The 16,799-nt window shown below is 63.4% G+C and carries 15 protein-coding genes; all 15 read right to left on the bottom strand.

Annotation, left to right across the window (positions count from 1 at the left end):
- Nucleotides 1-621 precede the first annotated feature (621 nt).
- On the bottom strand, nucleotides 622-2,349 hold the full coding sequence (locus tag JYG37_RS02765) for an AMP-binding protein (protein ID WP_176016535.1): 1,728 nt from the start codon (nucleotides 2,347-2,349) through the stop codon (nucleotides 622-624).
- Nucleotides 2,350-2,619: 270 nt separating this feature from the next.
- Nucleotides 2,620-3,045, bottom strand: coding sequence for a F0F1 ATP synthase subunit epsilon (locus tag JYG37_RS02760; RefSeq protein ID WP_006477288.1), 426 nt, complete (start codon nucleotides 3,043-3,045; stop codon nucleotides 2,620-2,622).
- 121 nt (nucleotides 3,046-3,166) lie between these two features.
- Nucleotides 3,167-4,561, bottom strand: a complete 1,395-nt coding sequence (gene atpD / locus JYG37_RS02755) for a F0F1 ATP synthase subunit beta (RefSeq protein ID WP_031397079.1) — start codon at nucleotides 4,559-4,561, stop codon at nucleotides 3,167-3,169.
- Between the two features lie 66 nt (nucleotides 4,562-4,627).
- Complete coding sequence (atpG, locus tag JYG37_RS02750) at nucleotides 4,628-5,503, bottom strand: F0F1 ATP synthase subunit gamma (RefSeq protein WP_034209645.1); 876 nt, start codon at nucleotides 5,501-5,503, stop codon at nucleotides 4,628-4,630.
- A 122-nt stretch (nucleotides 5,504-5,625) separates the two neighbouring features.
- Nucleotides 5,626-7,167 (bottom strand): F0F1 ATP synthase subunit alpha, encoded by a 1,542-nt coding sequence (gene atpA / locus JYG37_RS02745; RefSeq protein WP_006756467.1) that lies wholly within the window; start codon nucleotides 7,165-7,167, stop codon nucleotides 5,626-5,628.
- Between the two features lie 44 nt (nucleotides 7,168-7,211).
- Nucleotides 7,212-7,751 (bottom strand): F0F1 ATP synthase subunit delta, encoded by a 540-nt coding sequence (locus tag JYG37_RS02740; protein ID WP_006477284.1) that lies wholly within the window; start codon nucleotides 7,749-7,751, stop codon nucleotides 7,212-7,214.
- 2 nt (nucleotides 7,752-7,753) lie between these two features.
- Entirely contained in the window at nucleotides 7,754-8,224 is a 471-nt protein-coding gene (locus JYG37_RS02735) for a F0F1 ATP synthase subunit B (RefSeq protein WP_006477283.1), read from the bottom strand.
- A gap of 129 nt (nucleotides 8,225-8,353) precedes the next feature.
- Nucleotides 8,354-8,623, bottom strand: a complete 270-nt coding sequence (gene atpE / locus JYG37_RS02730) for a F0F1 ATP synthase subunit C (protein ID WP_006482730.1) — start codon at nucleotides 8,621-8,623, stop codon at nucleotides 8,354-8,356.
- A gap of 75 nt (nucleotides 8,624-8,698) precedes the next feature.
- Nucleotides 8,699-9,550, bottom strand: coding sequence for a F0F1 ATP synthase subunit A (gene atpB, locus JYG37_RS02725; protein ID WP_213345868.1), 852 nt, complete (start codon nucleotides 9,548-9,550; stop codon nucleotides 8,699-8,701).
- Between the two features lie 110 nt (nucleotides 9,551-9,660).
- Entirely contained in the window at nucleotides 9,661-10,185 is a 525-nt protein-coding gene (locus JYG37_RS02720) for an ATP synthase subunit I (protein ID WP_213345867.1), read from the bottom strand.
- Nucleotides 10,186-10,754: 569 nt separating this feature from the next.
- Nucleotides 10,755-11,885 (bottom strand): SLC13 family permease, encoded by a 1,131-nt coding sequence (locus JYG37_RS02715; RefSeq protein ID WP_050015826.1) that lies wholly within the window; start codon nucleotides 11,883-11,885, stop codon nucleotides 10,755-10,757.
- Nucleotides 11,886-11,895: 10 nt separating this feature from the next.
- Complete coding sequence (locus tag JYG37_RS02710; protein WP_011546803.1) at nucleotides 11,896-12,789, bottom strand: ParB/RepB/Spo0J family partition protein; 894 nt, start codon at nucleotides 12,787-12,789, stop codon at nucleotides 11,896-11,898.
- A gap of 31 nt (nucleotides 12,790-12,820) precedes the next feature.
- Complete coding sequence (locus tag JYG37_RS02705; protein ID WP_050015824.1) at nucleotides 12,821-13,600, bottom strand: ParA family protein; 780 nt, start codon at nucleotides 13,598-13,600, stop codon at nucleotides 12,821-12,823.
- Between the two features lie 51 nt (nucleotides 13,601-13,651).
- On the bottom strand, nucleotides 13,652-14,338 hold the full coding sequence (gene rsmG / locus JYG37_RS02700) for a 16S rRNA (guanine(527)-N(7))-methyltransferase RsmG (RefSeq protein ID WP_213345866.1): 687 nt from the start codon (nucleotides 14,336-14,338) through the stop codon (nucleotides 13,652-13,654).
- Complete coding sequence (gene mnmG, locus JYG37_RS02695) at nucleotides 14,335-16,314, bottom strand: tRNA uridine-5-carboxymethylaminomethyl(34) synthesis enzyme MnmG (RefSeq protein ID WP_213345865.1); 1,980 nt, start codon at nucleotides 16,312-16,314, stop codon at nucleotides 14,335-14,337. Before mnmG ends, rsmG begins: the two co-directional genes overlap by 4 nt.
- Between the last annotated feature and the right edge of the window lie 485 nt (nucleotides 16,315-16,799).

Below are 16,799 nucleotides of genomic sequence, written 5' to 3'. Positions count from 1 at the left end.
GCCGTTACAGATTGCGGTGACGCCGACCGGCGTAAAACCGCGAAAATTGGCCGAATGGCCGACTACCACGTGCGCCGATCACGTTTCAAAATCTTTCTGACGAATGAATCCTCATGCGCGGTATCTATCGCGCGATGCACATTCACGCGTGCAAATGGGCAATTCACTGACGCGAAAACGCAGGAAAAACGCGCGATGCGCATACGATGAAAACTCTGCGGAAAAGACGGGTAAATATGACCTTTTTCAGGACCCCGAAAACAGCAAAAAATCCCGGAAAGCCTTATCTGGCGGGCGTTACAACCTGAAACACTTTGTTACCGCCACGGGTCATTAATTCGCCCACAATGGGCCTCAACGGTTTCAACACGGATGCGGTCTCGTGTGCCAAGTGTGAGCGGACGCGAAGCGCTGCGAGCCAGTCGGTCACGTACCGAAGCCCTTCCGAGGGGCATCCCTGTTGGAGTCGTTTCCGGCCCCCGCCGGATCCGGTTTCATCTTTGGTCTCCTCGCGCTAACCCCGTAGCGTGTGGTTTTTAGCGGGCTAATAAGCCCGCTTTTTTTCGTCCATCGAAAACGTAGCGACCTACAGGCCGCCACGTTTTTTCGCACCGTCTCCCTTCAAGCAGTCTTCTGCACGTCGAGCTTCAGTTCGTCGATCATCCGCTCGCGCATCACGAACTTCTGCACCTTGCCCGTCACCGTCATCGGCAGTTCGTCGACGAAGCGGATATAGCGCGGAATCTTGTAGTGCGCGATCTGCCCGTTGCAGAACGCGCGCACGTCGTCCTCGGTCATCTGCTCGTCCGCGCGCAGCACGATCCACGCGCACAGCTCCTCGCCGTACTTCGCATCGGGCACGCCGAATACCTGCGCGCTCTGGATCTTCGGATGGCGGAACAGGAATTCCTCGATCTCACGCGGATAGACGTTCTCGCCGCCGCGAATCACCATGTCCTTCAGGCGGCCGACGATGTTGCAATAGCCGTCCTCGTCGAGCGTCGCGAGGTCGCCCGTATGCATCCAGCCGTCGACCAGCACCTCGCGCGTCTTCGCGTCGTCATCCCAGTAGCCGAGCATCACCGAATAGCCCTTCGTGCACAGCTCGCCCGTCGCGCCGACCGGCACGATGTTGCCGCTCGGATCGACGATCTTCACTTCGAGATGCGGCTGGATGCGGCCGACCGTCGTCGTGCGCTTTTCCAGCGGATCGTCGGTCGAGCTCTGGAACGACACGGGGCTCGTCTCCGTCATCCCGTACGCGATCGTGATTTCAGACAGATGCATCTGCGCCACCACGCGCTTCATCGTCTCGATCGGGCACGGCGAGCCGGCCATGATCCCGGTGCGCAGCGTCGACAAGTCGAATCTCGCGAATTCCGGATGATCGAGCTCCGCGATGAACATCGTCGGCACGCCATGCAGCGCGGTGCAGCGTTCTTCGGCCACTGCCGCGAGCGTCGCGACCGGATCGAACGCTTCGCCGGGAAACACCATCGCGGCGCCCGTCGACACGCAGGCAAGCACGGCCAGCACCATCCCGAAGCAGTGATAGAGCGGCACCGGGATGCAGAGCGAATCCTGTTCGGTGAAACGCATCGCCATCGCGATCGAGCGCGCGTTGTTGACGACGTTGCGATGCGTGAGCGTCGCGCCCTTCGGGCTGCCGGTCGTGCCGCTCGTGAACTGGATGTTGATCGGATCGTTGGCCGCGAGCGTCGCGCCGATCGCATCGAGCAGCGCCGGATCGACGGCCCGGCGGCCGCGCGCCATCACGTCCGCGAAGCGGAACATGCCGGCGGGCGCCACCTCGCCCATCGACACGATCGTGCGCAGGCTCGGCACGCGCGCCGCATGCAGGTCGCCCGGCGTCGCGGTCGCGAGCTCCGGCGCGATGGTCTGCAGCATCTCGACGTACGCGGAACTCTTGAAGCGCTCGGCCGCGATCACGGCCTTGCAGCCGACCTTGTTCAGCGCGTATTCGAGCTCCGACAGCCGGTAGGCCGGATTGATGTTGACGAGCACCGCGCCGATCCGCGCGGTCGCGAACTGCGTGAGCAGCCATTCGCTGCGGTTCGGCGACCAGATGCCGACGCAGTCGCCCTTCACGATCCCGAGCGCGGCGAGCCCCGCGGCCAGCACGTCGACCTCGTGTGCGAATTCGCGCCAGGTCCAGCGCACCTGCTGCTCGCGGAACACGACGGCCGGACGGTCGGGAAAGCGGCCGGCCGTGTCGAGCAGGAACCGGCTGATCGTCGCGTCGGATAGCGGCACGTCGGTCGCGCCGCGCACGTAGGACAGTCCGTTTTCGGGCGCGATCAGCGCCCCCTTGCCAAGGTCTGCTGCCATCGATGTCTCCGTCCGTTTTTGTCTGATCGGCCCGCGCGCGTGCTGCGCCTGCCTGCTGCGCGCGCGCCTCCGCCGCGACGATCGCGACGGACGGCCTCAGCGCGGATGATGCCGCGCTCCGCTGACGACACTCTGACATCGAATCGCGGCGGGCGGGTGAAATAGCACGACCGGACGATACGATCCGGCCCGCAAAAAGACAGACGAAAAAGCCGGGCGAAAAAAAAGCAGCCCGAAGGCTGCTTTCTTTCGCGGGATACGCGGCGCGGCTCAGTGCCGGCTGCGGATCTTCGCCAGACGCTGGATCGCCTCGAGCTGCGCCATCGCGGTCGCGAGCTCGGATTGCGCTTTCGCGAGGTCGAGATCCGACTTCGCGTTCTGCAGCGTTTCCTCGGCGCGCTTGCGCGCTTCCTCGGCTTTCGCCGCGTCGAGGTCCTTGCCGCGGATCGCGGTATCGGCGAGCACCGTCACGGCGCCCGGCTGCACTTCGAGAATGCCGCCCGCGACGAACACGAATTCGTCGTTGCCGCCCTCGACCTCGATGCGCACCGCACCCGGACGAATCCGCGTGATCAGCGGCGTGTGACCCGGCAGAATGCCCAGCTCACCCGTTTCGCCCGGCAGCGCGACGAATTTCGCCTCGCCCGAGAAGATCTGCTCTTCCGCGCTGACGACGTCTACTTTGATGGTTGCCATATCGACTCCAATCTCATCCACAGGTTGAGCGTATTGCGGCCGACGCGGGCGGCCGGCATACAAGTCATCGCTGACTCATTGCTCCGGCCGGCACACGCCGGCTTGCGCCCCACTCAAGCCCTTACTGGATCTTCTTGGCCTTTTCGAAGGCTTCGTCGATCGTGCCGACCATGTAGAACGCCTGTTCCGGCAGGTGGTCGCACTCGCCGTCGACGATCATCTTGAAGCCACGGATCGTTTCCTTCAGCGGTACGTACTTGCCCGGCGAGCCCGTGAACACTTCAGCGACGTGGAACGGCTGCGACAGGAAACGCTGGATCTTACGTGCACGTGCGACCGACAGCTTGTCTTCCGGCGACAGTTCGTCCATGCCCAGAATCGCGATGATGTCGCGCAGTTCCTTGTAGCGCTGCAGCGTCTGCTGAACGCGACGGGTGATCGAGTAGTGCTCTTCACCGATCACGTTCGGGTCGATCTGGCGCGACGTCGAGTCGAGCGGGTCGACCGCCGGGTAGATGCCCAGCGAAGCGATGTCACGCGACAGAACGACGGTTGCGTCAAGGTGGCCGAAGGTGGTCGCCGGCGACGGGTCGGTCAAGTCGTCCGCAGGGACGTACACGGCCTGAACCGACGTAATCGAGCCCTTCTTGGTCGACGTGATGCGCTCTTGCAGCTTGCCCATTTCTTCAGCCAGCGTCGGCTGATAGCCCACTGCCGACGGCATACGGCCGAGCAGTGCCGACACTTCGGTACCGGCCAGCGTGAAACGGTAGATGTTGTCGACGAAGAACAGCACGTCGAGGCCTTCGTCACGGAAGTGCTCGGCCATCGTCAGGCCGGTCAGCGCGACGCGCAGACGGTTGCCCGGCGGCTCGTTCATCTGGCCGTACACCAGCGCGACCTTGTCGAGAACGTTCGAGTCCTTCATTTCGTGGTAGAAGTCGTTCCCTTCACGGGTACGCTCGCCCACGCCCGCGAACACGGAGTAACCGCCGTGTTCCTTCGCGATGTTGTTGATGAGCTCCATCATGTTGACGGTCTTGCCCACGCCAGCACCGCCGAACAGGCCAACCTTGCCGCCCTTCGCGAACGGGCAGATCAGGTCGATGACCTTGATACCCGTTTCGAGCAGTTCGGTCGACGGCGACAGTTCGTCGAACGCCGGCGCCTTCTGGTGGATCGAACGCGTCGTTTCGCTTTCGATCGGGCCGGCTTCGTCGATCGGACGGCCGAGCACGTCCATGATACGGCCGAGGGTCGGCTTGCCGACCGGCACCGAGATCGGCTTCGCCGTGTTCTTCACGGTCAGGCCGCGGCGCAGGCCGTCGGATGCACCCAGACAAATGGTACGGACCACGCCGTCGCCCAGCTGTTGCTGGACTTCGAGCGTCAGTTCCGAGCCATCGAGAATGAGCGCGTCGTAGATCTTCGGCATGCTGTCGCGCGGGAATTCCACGTCGATAACGGCGCCGATGCACTGTACGATCTTGCCTTCTACCAAAGCAGCAGTACTCATCGCTTTTCCTTTAAATACCTGATTCTTTACTCGCGCAAAGGCGCAGTTGTCGTCCCGGGCGCGCGCTTAAACAGCGGCTGCGCCGCCGACGATCTCCGACAGTTCTTTCGTGATCGCGGCCTGACGGCTCTTGTTGTATACGAGCTGCAGTTCGCTGATCACCGTCTTCGCGTTGTCGGACGCGGCCTTCATCGCGACCATGCGCGCCGATTGCTCGGACGCCATGTTTTCCGCGACGGCCTGGTACACCAGCGCCTCGACGTAACGCACGAGCAGTTCGTCGACGACTGCCTGCGCGTCCGGCTCGTAGATGTAGTCCCACGACGTCGCCGGCGTACCGTCATCGGCTTCGAAGTGTTCCGACGACAGCGGCAGCAGCTGCTCGATCACGGCTTCCTGCTTCATCGTGTTGACGAAGCGCGTGTAAGCGATATAAACCGCCGACAGCTTGCCTTCCGAGTACAGATCGAGCTGCGTCTTCACGGCGCCGATCAGCTTGTCCAGGTGCGGGGTGTCGCCGAGGTGCACGACCTGCGACATCACCTTCGCGCCGAAGCGGTTCAGGAACCCGAGGCCCTTGCCGCCGATCGCGGTGGCTTCGACCTTCTGGCCCTTCTCTTCCAGCTCCTTGAACTTCTGCACCGTCGCACGCAGCACGTTGGTGTTCAGACCACCGCACAGACCCTTGTCCGTCGTGACGAGGATGATGCCGGCCGTCTGCGCGCCGTCGTTCGCCACCATGAACGGGTGGCGGTACTCGGGGTTCGCACGGCTCATGTGCGCGGCGATGGCACGGACCTTGTCTGCATACGGACGAGCAGCGCGCATGCGTTCCTGCGCGCGACGCATCTTCGATGCAGCCACCATCTCCATCGCCTTCGTGATCTTGCGCGTGTTCTGCACGCTCTTGATCTTGCCGCGAATTTCCTTCATTCCAGCCATAGCTTGCTCCTTTGCGCCCCGAGTTAGCGCTTGAGCGCTTTACTCGGGGCTCATGCCTCGCTCACCGAAGCGGCGCGGGCGCATCATGCGCGCCCGCACGGCCTCGGTGTGTCACTCGCGGATCAATAGGCACCGGACTTCTTGAAGGATTCGATCGCCGCGCGCAGCGCGCCTTCGTCGTCCTTCGAGAGATCCTTGGTGTCTTCGATGCGCTTGATGAGGTCAGCGTGGCTGGTCTTCAGGTTGTCGCGCAGGCCCTTCTCGAACGACAGCACTTGCTTGACGTCGAGATCGTCGAGGTAGCCGTTGTTCGCGGCGTACAGCGACACGGCCAGTTCCCAGACCTGCAGCGGCTGGTACTGCGGTTGCTTCAGCAGTTCCGTCACGCGGCGGCCGCGCTCGAGCTGCTTGCGGGTCGCTTCGTCGAGGTCCGATGCGAACTGCGCGAATGCGGCCAGTTCACGGTACTGCGCGAGGTCGGTACGGATACCGCCCGACAGCTTCTTCACGACCTTCGTCTGAGCGGCGCCACCGACGCGCGACACCGACACGCCGGCGTTGATTGCCGGGCGGATACCTGCGTTGAACAGGTCGGTTTCCAGGAAGATCTGGCCGTCGGTAATCGAGATCACGTTCGTCGGAACGAACGCGGTCACGTCGCCAGCCTGCGTTTCGATGACCGGCAGTGCCGTCAGCGAGCCGCTCTTGCCCTTCACTTCGCCGTTCGTGAACTTCTCGACGTACTCTTCCGACACGCGAGCCGCACGCTCGAGCAGACGCGAGTGCAGATAGAACACGTCGCCCGGGTACGCTTCACGGCCCGGCGGGCGGCGCAGCAGCAGCGAGATCTGACGGTATGCCCAAGCCTGCTTGGTCAAGTCGTCATAGATGATCAGCGCGTCTTGGCCGCGGTCGCGGAAGTATTCGCCCATCGTGCAGCCGGCGTACGGCGCCAGGTACTGCATCGCAGCCGAATCCGATGCCGAAGCGGCGACGACGATCGTGTATTCCATCGCGCCCGTTTCTTCGAGCTTGCGAACCACGTTCATGATCGACGAAGCCTTCTGGCCGATCGCGACGTAGATACAGATCAGGTCCTTGCCCTTCTGGTTGATGATCGCGTCGAGCGCCACCGCGGTCTTGCCGCACTGACGGTCGCCGATGATCAGCTCGCGCTGGCCACGGCCGATCGGCACCATCGCGTCGATCGACTTGATGCCCGTCTGCACCGGCTGCGACACCGACTTACGCCAGATCACGCCCGGGGCGATCTTTTCGATCGCGTCGGTCAGCTTCGCGTTGACCGGGCCCTTGCCGTCGATCGGGTTGCCGAGCGCGTCGACCACGCGGCCGACGAGTTCCGGACCAACCGGGACTTCGAGAATGCGGCCCGTCGTCTTGACGATGTCGCCTTCCGAGATGTGTTCGTATTCGCCGAGAATCACCGCGCCGACCGAGTCGCGCTCGAGGTTCAGCGCGAGACCGAACGTGTTGCCCGGAAACTCGAGCATTTCGCCCTGCATCACGTCCGACAGGCCGTGGATACGCACGATACCGTCGGTCACGGAGATCACGGTGCCCTGGTTGCGAACGTCTGCGCTCGCTTCAAGGCCCTGGATCCGGCTCTTGATCAGCTCGCTGATCTCAGAGGGATTGAGTTGCATTATTCGCTCCTGATAGTCAATTCTGTTGCGTGCCGGCGTGGCGCTCAGGCGGTCAAGGCAGCCTGCATCGATGCGAGACGCGCGCGAACCGAGGTGTCGAGCACTTCGTCGCCGACCGTCACGCGCACGCCGCCGATCAGCGACGAATCGACTTCGACCGTCGGTTTCAGCTTGCGCTTGAACTTGCGTTCGAGGCCCGAGACGAGACTGTCGAGATCCGCGCCGTTCAGCGGGAACGCGCTCACGATCTCGGCGTCGGCTGCACCTTCACGTTCGTTCTTGAGCGCCTCGAACTGCTCGGCAATTTCCGGCAGCAGCGCGATGCGATGATTGTCGACCAGCATCTGCACGAAGTTCTTCGCTTCGGCGCCGGCCGCGACGGGCGACTTCACCGCAGCAAGCAGCAGCTCGGCTACTTGCGTGCGCGTCACCTTCGGGCTCGACGCGACCGACAGCACTTCCGGCAGACGCGCAACCTGGGCCAGCTCTTGCACGAGCGTGGACCAGGCGGCGATGTCACCGCCCTCGGCCACGCGGAACAGCGCTTCTGCGTAAGGGCGGGCGATGGTTGCAAGTTCGGCCATGATCAGAGCTCGGCTTTCAGTTGATTCAGCAGTTGGGCGTGGGCCGTTTGATCGACTTCGCGCTTCAGGATCTGCTCGGCGCCCTTCACGGCCAGCGCGGCGACTTCGCCACGCAGCGCTTCGCGCGCCTTCACGATTTGCTGTTCTGCTTCCGCCTTCGCCTGGGCGACGATGCGGGCGGCTTCAGCCTGGGCGTTGGCCTTGATTTCCTCGGCGACCGCCTGCGCACGCTTTTCAGCGTCGGCGATGCGCTGCTGGCCGTCGTTGCGGGCCTGCGCGAGTTCCTGGTCCACGCGCTTGTGCGCTGCGTCGAGTTCCGCCTTGCCCTTCTCCGCGGCGGCGAGGCCGTCGGCGATCTTCTTCGAACGTTCGTCGAGGGCGTTGATCAACGGCGGCCACACGAATTTCATCGTGAACCACGCGAGGACCAGGAACACGACCATTTGCGCAAACAGAGTTGCGTTGAGATTCACGGTGTTTCCTTATCTGCTATTCCGGAAAAATGAAACGGTAAGGCGCTCATCGAGTTGCATTCGATCAGCGCCCCAAGTCTCCGTTCCGCCCTGCGCCGGCTCGCGCCGGACGCATATTTCCGAGGAACCTTAGCCTGCGAGCTTCGACAGGAGCGGGTTCGCGAACGCGAACAGCATTGCGACACCAACGCCGATCAGGAATGCAGCGTCGATCAGACCAGCCAGCAGGAACATCTTCGTTTGCAGCGGGTTGATGAGTTCCGGCTGACGTGCGCAGGCTTCGATGTACTTGCCACCCATCAGCGCGATACCGATACAGGCGCCGATTGCACCCAGGCCGATGATGATGCCGATACCGATGGCGGTCAGACCCTGGATGTTGGCGATGTAAGCTTGCATGATCACTCCTTTGTGAAAAGACTTGGAACTGAGATTTAAAAAACTAAAACGAAGACTCTTTGTTGCACGCCGCGCTTAGTGCGTGTCGTGCGCCTGGCCGAGATACACCAGCGTCAGCATCATGAAAATGAATGCCTGCAACAGAACAATCAGGATGTGGAAGATTGCCCAGACGCTACCCGCGATCACATGACCAACGAAGCCGAGGAACGTTGCGTCGCCACCGAAGCTCCACATACTGCCGAGCAGGGCGATCAACAGGAACAACAGCTCACCCGCGTACATGTTGCCGAACAGCCGCATGCCGAGGGAGACGGTCTTTGCGAGGTATTCGACGATGTTCAACGCGAGGTTCGGAATCCACAGCAGCGGGTGGGCGCCGAACGGCGCCGACAGCAGCTCATGCACAAAGCCGCCCGCGCCCTTGATCTTGATGCTGTAGTAGATCATCAGGACGAACACGCCGAGCGCGATGCCGAGCGTGCCGTTCAGGTCGGCCGTCGGGACGATGCGATGGTGGGAAATCACGTCCGACAGACCGAGCAGGCCGATCACGCGGCCCGGCAGGTCGACCGGGAGGAAGTCGAGGGAGTTCATCAGCGCAACCCACACGAACACCGTGAGGGCGAGCGGCGCGATGAAGGTGCGATTGCCGTGGACGATGGCCTTCGACTGGTCTTCGACCATTTCGACGAGCATCTCGATCGCGCACTGGAAACGGCCCGGCACGCCCGACGTCGCCTTGCGGGCGGCCAGACGCAGCAGGACGATCGTCACGATGCCGCATACGATCGACCAGAACAGCGTGTCGATATTCCAGACGTGAATATCGAAAATCGACGTCTGATGCGAGGTGGAGAAATTCTGCAAGTGGTGCGCAATGTACTCGGACGGATCCGGACCGCGCGTGCCTTCGCTAGCTGCCATATCGTTAATGCCACCCAAATTGTCGAAAATCGTTTTGCCCCGTTCCGCAACACGCTATTGCGGGAACGGGCCGGTGCGGTTCGTTGTCGAAACCGCACGCTGCTTGTTCCTTACCGCCAGGCCAGCGCGATCCAGTACGTCTTCAGCACGACGAGGTACGTGACGAGGAACGGCACCCAGTGCACGCCGGCCCAGCCGAACGCCACCGCGGTGAACATCCCGATCGTCAGAGCGAGTTTCAGGGCTTCGCCCATCACCCAGCTCATCACGGTGGCCGAGCCACCTGCCTTCAGTCGTGCCACGAATACCGCACTGGGCACCCAGCCGATCGCTCCGCCCAGAAACGCGGATTGCGCAGCGGCGCCCGGCGACTTCGAAAACAGCCACCACGCCAGCGTTGCAACCAGGGACAGGACCACTTGCGCGAACACCACCTTGTAGGGGGTCACGCGCGAGGGCTTGCTCACGTTCGGGCCAAACAGCCTTTCGGCCTCGGCCCGCGTCAGCGGAACGATGTTGTTATCTTGCTGCTCGACATCCCAGTCGTCGTCGGATTCACGCCGCTCGCCGGCCGCCGAAACGGTGCGTTGCGTGCGCTGATCATCGTGCCTGTCGTCCGGCGCCTGACCCGCCATCGCAATCTTCCGCTGAAATCCTTGAACCCGACCCCAAGCTTTCTGAAAGCTTTCAGGGGTGCCTAGCTAACAAATCCGGGCGATTGTAAGCGATAGTTGCAAGTGATTCAAGGCTTTAGACGCGACAAAAACCTGCATAAAACGACGCCTCATGATGTGAAAAAACGCCCGATTCGACGACGTACGATGACAGTTGTAAGGTCGGTTTCCTGCACCGGTATTTCGTGCGCAAAAAACTCCGGTGACGGGGGTAAATGGCGGGGAAACGATGCGCGGGGCGGGTCAGGCGGAAGCGGTGCGATCGCCGCACGGAATTCGCTGCAATGCAGCCATTGGAAACGACTCGGCGCGACGCGCCCGAATCAGCCACGCGCGAGAACCGAACAGCGCGCGCGACGCGAGAAATTCGACCGGATGTTCGCGCATCGATTCATCCAGTCAGTTGTCGCGCCGCCACAGATGTTCGACTGTGGATTGCAACACTTATCCACAATGCTCGATCACGATGGACGCTGTGCGCCCTGCCCCCGACCCGAACGGCACACCTGCGCCGCACGCACCGGCCTCGCTCAACCGTGCATGAGCAGCCACGCGCCGAGCGCCGCGCTCACCAGCGCGAACGGAATCGACACGACGTGGAACGGCAGCCACATGCGCGGCTCCTTCGCGAGACGCACCGCGATCAGGTTCGCGAGCGAACCGATCGCGAAACCGAAGCCACCGACCGATACGCCGAAGGCAAGCGCGCGCCAGTCGCGCGTGAACTCCGAGAGCAGGATCGCGGCCGGCACGTTGCTGATCACCTGCGACAGCACGGCGCCGGCGGCATAGACGCGCAGCGGCGAATCGAGTTGCGCGTGCGCGATCGCGTCGTGCACGACGGGCAGCGCGGCCGCGCTGCGCAGCACGACGAACATCAGCACGAAGATCAGCAGCAGCAGCCAGTCGATCTTCAGGACTGCGTCGCGTTTGACGGCGAGCAGCACGATCGCGACCCCGACGAGGCCCGGCAGCGGATGATGCGCATCGGCGAGCAGCACGAATGCGGCGAACAGCACCGCCGCGATCAGCGCGTGCATGCGTTGTACGGGAAAGGCCGCGGCGTCGCCGGACAGGTCGAGCGGCTTCGCGCGGAACATCAACGCGGTCAGCACGAGCAGCAGCGCCATTAGCGCGACGGCGAGCGGCCCGAGCGTGACCACGAAGCGGCCGAACGACACGCCGCTCAATTGCCACAGGAAAAGATTCTGCGGATTGCCGAGCGGCGTCGCGACGGACCCCGCATTGACCGCCAGCGCGACGACGATCACAAGCCGCCGGAACGGCAGCGGCGTCAGCGCGCGCAGCGACACCATCAACGGCACGACGACGAACAGCGCGACGTCGTTGGTGAGCCACATCGACAATACCGCGGCGAAGCCGACGAGCAACATCGCGAGCCCGCGCTCGGAATGCACGTGATGCACGATGCGATGCGCGAGCCACATCAGGCAGCCGGACAGCTCGAGCGCCTTCGTCAACATCAGCAGGCCCGCGAGCGTCGCGACCGTCTGCCAGTCGACGCGATCGGCGAGTACCGAAAATGGTTGCGGACGCACCCATTGCAGCACGATCAGCCCCAGCGCGAGCACCGATAGTACCGGTTCCTGCGCAAGCCAGCCGAGCCACCGGCGCGGCGGCGGTGCGCCCGTTTCCTGCATACCTGCCCCGTTATTCTTCTGTTGCGACGTTGCCGCGCAGTCGCGCGAGAATGCCCTCGAGTGCATCGAGGTTGCCGAAGTCGATCAGCACCTGCCCTCGCCCGCGGCGGCCGAGCTTGATCTTCACCGTCGACGCGAGCAGGTCGGACAACTCCTCTTCGAGGCGACGCGTATCGCGACCGCCATCGTCCTTCGCACGCGCCTTCACGGCCGGGGCTTCCTTCGTCGTGTGCGAGACGAGCTTCTCGGTCTCGCGCACCGACATGCGCTTGTTGACCACCTGATGCGCGAGCGTGATCTGCGTGGCCGCATCGACCGCGAGCAGCGCCCGTGCGTGCCCCATGTCGAGATCGCCGGCCAGCAGCATCGTCTGCACCGGCGACGCGAGGTTCAGCAGGCGCAACAGGTTCGACACCGCGCTGCGCGAACGGCCGACCGATTCGGCCGCCTGTTCGTGCGTGAAACCGAACTCGTCGAGCAGACGCTGGATGCCGTGCGCCTCTTCGAGCGGATTCAGGTCCTCGCGCTGGATGTTCTCGATCAGCGCCATCGCGGCGGCAGCCTGATCGGATACGTCCTTCACGAGCACCGGCACTTCATCGAGGCCGGCCAGGCGCGCCGCGCGGAACCGCCGCTCGCCCGCGATGATCTCGTATTTGTCTGACGAAATGGGCCGTACCAGGATCGGCTGCATCACGCCCTGCGCGCGAATGCTTGCCGCGAGTTCCTGCAGGCTGCCCTCGTCCATCCGCGTGCGCGGCTGGTACTTGCCGGCTTGCAGCTTGCCGAGCGCGAGCGTGTTCGGTGCGCCTTCGATCTTCACCGCTTCGGTGATATCGGCGCTGCCGCCGAGCAGCGCTTCGAGGCCACGTCCCAAGCCCTTCTTCTTTGGTACCGCGTTCATGTCTTTCTTCCTCGCTTCGCTCATGTCCGGATCACGACACCTCGAACGCGCGCACGCGCTCGATCATCTCGGCACCGAACTGGATATACGCCTGCGCACCACGCGAGCTGCGATCGAACACGACGCCCGGCAACCCGTAACTCGGCGCTTCGGCGAGGCGCACGTTGCGCGGAATCACCGCGTCGAACACCTTGTCGCCGAAGTGCGCTTTCAGTTGATCGGAGACTTGCTGCTGCAGCGTGATGCGCGGATCGAACATCACGCGCAGCAAGCCGATGATCTTCAGGTCGCGGTTCATGTTCGCGTGAACCTGCTTGATCGTGTTGACGAGGTCCGACAACCCTTCCAGCGCAAAGTACTCGCACTGCATCGGAATCACGACGCCATGCGCCGCGCACAGGCCGTTCAGCGTCAGCAGCGACAGCGTCGGCGGGCAATCAATCAGCACGAAATCGTAGTCGTCGGCCACGTGCTCGAGCGCGGCCTTCAGGCGACGCTCGCGGTTGTCGATGCTGATCAGTTCGATCTCGGCGCCGGACAGCTCGCGGTTCGCGGGAAGCACGTCGTAGGTGACGCCTTCCGGACGCACGCGCGCGTCGGTGACCGACACGCCGTCGACCAGCACTTCGTACACGGTCGCTTCGCAGGCGGCCTTGTCGATCCCGCTGCCCATCGTCGCGTTGCCCTGCGGGTCGAGATCGATCAACAGGACTCGTTGCTCCTGCGCTGCAAGGCTTGCGGCGAGATTGACCGATGTCGTCGTCTTGCCGACGCCCCCCTTCTGGTTCGCAACGCAGAAGATCTTTGCCATCGTTGGTGTGTTCCCTTTACCTTCAAACAAACGGCGCGCTACCGCGCGCCTTCAATTCGCGTCGTCGACAGCCACTTCGAACAGATGCCGCTCCGCATCGAGCATCGGCACCGCCAGCCGGATCGTCTGCTTCACGCGGCTGCCTTCCGGCAACCGCGCAATCTCGTCGTCCGGATGAACGCCCTTCATCGCCCAGATCGATCCGCCCGGCGCAACCAGATGTCGAGCAAGTTTAACGAAGTCGGACAGGTCCGCGAAAGCGCGGGATACGATCATGTCGAATTTTTTCGGGACTTCGACACCCGGCTGCAGCGATTCGACCCGGCCGGTCACGACCGACAGGTTCGCGAGCTTCAGTTCCGCGCGCATCTGCGTCTGGAACGCCGATTTCTTCTGCACGATGTCGTTCAGCGTGACCTGCCAGCCCGGCTCGACGGTCGCCAGCACGATACCGGGCAGCCCGCCGCCCGAGCCGACGTCGAGCACGCGCGCCGACGTACGGCCGCGCAGATGCGGGACGATCGAAAGCGAATCGAGGATGTGCTGGATCAGCATCTGCTTCGGGTCGCGGATCGCGGTCAGGTTGTAGACCGCATTCCACTTGCCGAGTAGCGCGACGTAGTCCAGCAGCTGGTTGCGCTGCGTATCCGTCAGCGTGAGGTCGAGCGCCGCCGTGCCTTCGACGAGCATCCCCTCCAGTACGTCCCGATTAACCGCCGGCGCGCGACGCGCCGTCATTGTTGCGTCGGGACAGTGCCGTCCCCCTGCTCCGCGGCCGCGGCGGCCTCTGCGGCCGTACCATTACGGCGGCCCAGGCCGCGACGCTTCAGATGCACCATCAGCAGCGAGATTGCCGCCGGCGTGACGCCCGAGATGCGGGACGCCTGCCCGATCGTTTCCGGCCGGAACTCGTTGAGCTTCTGGCTCACCTCGAACGACAGGCCGCGAACCTCGCGATAATCGATACCGTCCGGCAGGCGCGTGTTTTCGTTCGCGTCGTTGCGCTCGATCTCCGACGCCTGGCGCTCGATATAGCCCTGATACTTGATACCGATCTCGACCTGCTCCTTGATCTGCTCGAGCAGCACCGAATCGTCGGTCAACGGCTCCGCAGGGCCGCACTCGCCGCCCTTCAGCCCGCACACGCCGTCGTAGCTCACGCCGGGGCGGCGCAGCAGCTCGGCGAGGCTGTATTCGTGGTCGATCGCCTTGCCGAGCAGCGCGGTCGCCTCTTCGGCAGGCAGCGTCTTCGGCGTAACCCACGTCGACTTCAGGCGTTCGGTTTCACGTGAAACAGCGTCGCGCTTCCGGCTGAAGGCATCCCAACGTGCATCGTCCACCAGCCCAAGCTCGCGGCCGATCTCGGTCAGGCGCATGTCGGCGTTGTCTTCGCGCAGGCTCAGGCGATACTCGGCCCGGCTCGTGAACATCCGGTACGGCTCCGCCACGCCGCGCGTGACGAGATCGTCGACCAGCACGCCCAGATATGCCTGGTCGCGACGCGGGCACCACGCATCCTTTTCCTGCACGTAGCGGCCCGCATTGAGACCAGCCAGCAGACCCTGCGCAGCCGCTTCTTCGTAGCCGGTCGTCCCGTTGATCTGACCCGCAAAGAACAGTCCGTTGATCGCCTTCGTCTCGAGCGACGCTTTCAACGCACGCGGGTCGAAATAGTCGTACTCGATCGCGTAACCGGGGCGCAGGATGTGCGCATTCTCGAGGCCGCGCATCGAATGCACGAGCTCGAGCTGCACGTCGAACGGCAGGCTCGTCGAGATCCCGTTCGGGTAGAACTCGTTGGTCGTCAGCCCTTCCGGCTCGAGGAAGATCTGGTGCGATTCCTTCGATGCGAACCGGTGGATCTTGTCCTCGATCGACGGGCAATAGCGCGGCCCGACGCCTTCGATCACGCCTGTATACATAGGCGAACGGTCGAGACCGCCGCGAATGATGTCGTGCGTGCGCTCGTTCGTGTGCGTGACCCAGCACGGCAGCTGCTGCGGATGCTGCTCCGCGCGGCCCAGGAACGAGAACACGGGAATCGGATCAAGGTCGCCCGGCTGCTCGTCGAGCTTCGAGAAGTCGATCGTGCGGCCGTCGATACGCGGCGGCGTACCGGTCTTCAGCCGGCCCTGCGGCAGCTTCAGCTCCTTCAGGCGCGACGACAGCGACACGGCCGCCGGATCGCCCGCGCGACCGCCCGTGTAGTTGTTCAGGCCGACGTGGATCTTGCCGTCGAGGAACGTACCGGCCGTCAGCACGACCGCGCGAGCGCGGAAGCGGATGCCGATCTGCGTGACGGCGCCGACCACGCGGTCGCCTTCGACCATCAGATCGTCGACGGCCTGCTGGAACAGCCACAGGTTCGGCTGATTTTCGAGCCGGTGGCGGATCGCGGCCTTGTACAGGATGCGATCGGCCTGCGCACGCGTCGCGCGCACAGCCGGCCCCTTCGACGAATTGAGGATCCGGAACTGAATACCGCTTTCGTCCGTCGCGGCGGCCATTGCGCCGCCCAACGCGTCGACTTCCTTGACCAGATGGCCCTTGCCAATGCCGCCGATCGACGGATTGCAGCTCATCTGCCCAAGCGTTTCGATGTTGTGGGTCAGCAGCAGTGTCTTTGCGCCCATACGGGCGGACGCCAGCGCGGCTTCCGTGCCGGCATGGCCGCCACCGACGACGATGACGTCAAATTCTGTGGGAAAAAGCATGGTGGATTCCGTACGCGGAACTGCGTACGAACCTATCTGAGAAATGTATGGGCCGAATTATAGCGGGTTCGCTTTTCGCCCGAAGGCCGTCCGAATGGTAGGGTCTGTGCATTTCGGCGATTTTTTAGTCGGGAACACGCAAATTTGCCGCGCCGGGGCTGTCTCAGCGTTGTCGGTGAGCGATTCAACGCACATCTTCGGGCCTGTGCAAAGCATGTACGGAACCCCGAACTCCCCGATGTCTGTGGCCAGCGCAACACTTCGAACCCGTGGCCGTGCGCCCTCCGCCACACAGCATTTCCGCCGGTTGTCCCGGCACTTGTCCACTGAAGTGCAGCATGGTCGACCTGTGGAACCAGCCTGCGCGGCACCGCACAGCGCTTCCCACTGTTCCCGCACGACTTATCCCCGGCCTTGAACCGTGGACGCGAAAACTGCACCCGGCTCACAAACAAAAACGGCGTGTTTCACGTGAAACACGCCGC

This window comes from Burkholderia sp. LAS2 (genome assembly GCF_018417615.1).
GTDB lineage: Bacteria > Pseudomonadota > Gammaproteobacteria > Burkholderiales > Burkholderiaceae > Burkholderia > Burkholderia sola.
The sequence above is the reverse complement of the archived record's forward strand: the minus strand, read 5'-3'. Positions and strand labels throughout refer to the sequence as shown.

Bases quoted from the DNA above. Each gene is read 5' to 3' on its own strand.
- JYG37_RS02765 (WP_176016535.1), bottom strand. From the start codon at position 2,349: ATGGCAGCAGACCTTGGCAAGGGGGCGCTGATCGCGCCCGAAAACGGA.
- JYG37_RS02760 (WP_006477288.1), bottom strand. From the start codon at position 3,045: ATGGCAACCATCAAAGTAGACGTCGTCAGCGCGGAAGAGCAGATCTTC.
- atpD (WP_031397079.1), bottom strand. From the start codon at position 4,561: ATGAGTACTGCTGCTTTGGTAGAAGGCAAGATCGTACAGTGCATCGGC.
- atpG (WP_034209645.1), bottom strand. From the start codon at position 5,503: ATGGCTGGAATGAAGGAAATTCGCGGCAAGATCAAGAGCGTGCAGAAC.
- atpA (WP_006756467.1), bottom strand. From the start codon at position 7,167: ATGCAACTCAATCCCTCTGAGATCAGCGAGCTGATCAAGAGCCGGATC.
- JYG37_RS02740 (WP_006477284.1), bottom strand. From the start codon at position 7,751: ATGGCCGAACTTGCAACCATCGCCCGCCCTTACGCAGAAGCGCTGTTC.
- atpE (WP_006482730.1), bottom strand. From the start codon at position 8,623: ATGCAAGCTTACATCGCCAACATCCAGGGTCTGACCGCCATCGGTATC.
- atpB (WP_213345868.1), bottom strand. From the start codon at position 9,550: ATGGCAGCTAGCGAAGGCACGCGCGGTCCGGATCCGTCCGAGTACATT.
- JYG37_RS02720 (WP_213345867.1), bottom strand. From the start codon at position 10,185: ATGGCGGGTCAGGCGCCGGACGACAGGCACGATGATCAGCGCACGCAA.
- JYG37_RS02715 (WP_050015826.1), bottom strand. From the start codon at position 11,885: ATGCAGGAAACGGGCGCACCGCCGCCGCGCCGGTGGCTCGGCTGGCTT.
- JYG37_RS02710 (WP_011546803.1), bottom strand. From the start codon at position 12,789: ATGAACGCGGTACCAAAGAAGAAGGGCTTGGGACGTGGCCTCGAAGCG.
- JYG37_RS02705 (WP_050015824.1), bottom strand. From the start codon at position 13,600: ATGGCAAAGATCTTCTGCGTTGCGAACCAGAAGGGGGGCGTCGGCAAG.
- rsmG (WP_213345866.1), bottom strand. From the start codon at position 14,338: ATGACGGCGCGTCGCGCGCCGGCGGTTAATCGGGACGTACTGGAGGGG.
- mnmG (WP_213345865.1), bottom strand. From the start codon at position 16,314: ATGCTTTTTCCCACAGAATTTGACGTCATCGTCGTCGGTGGCGGCCAT.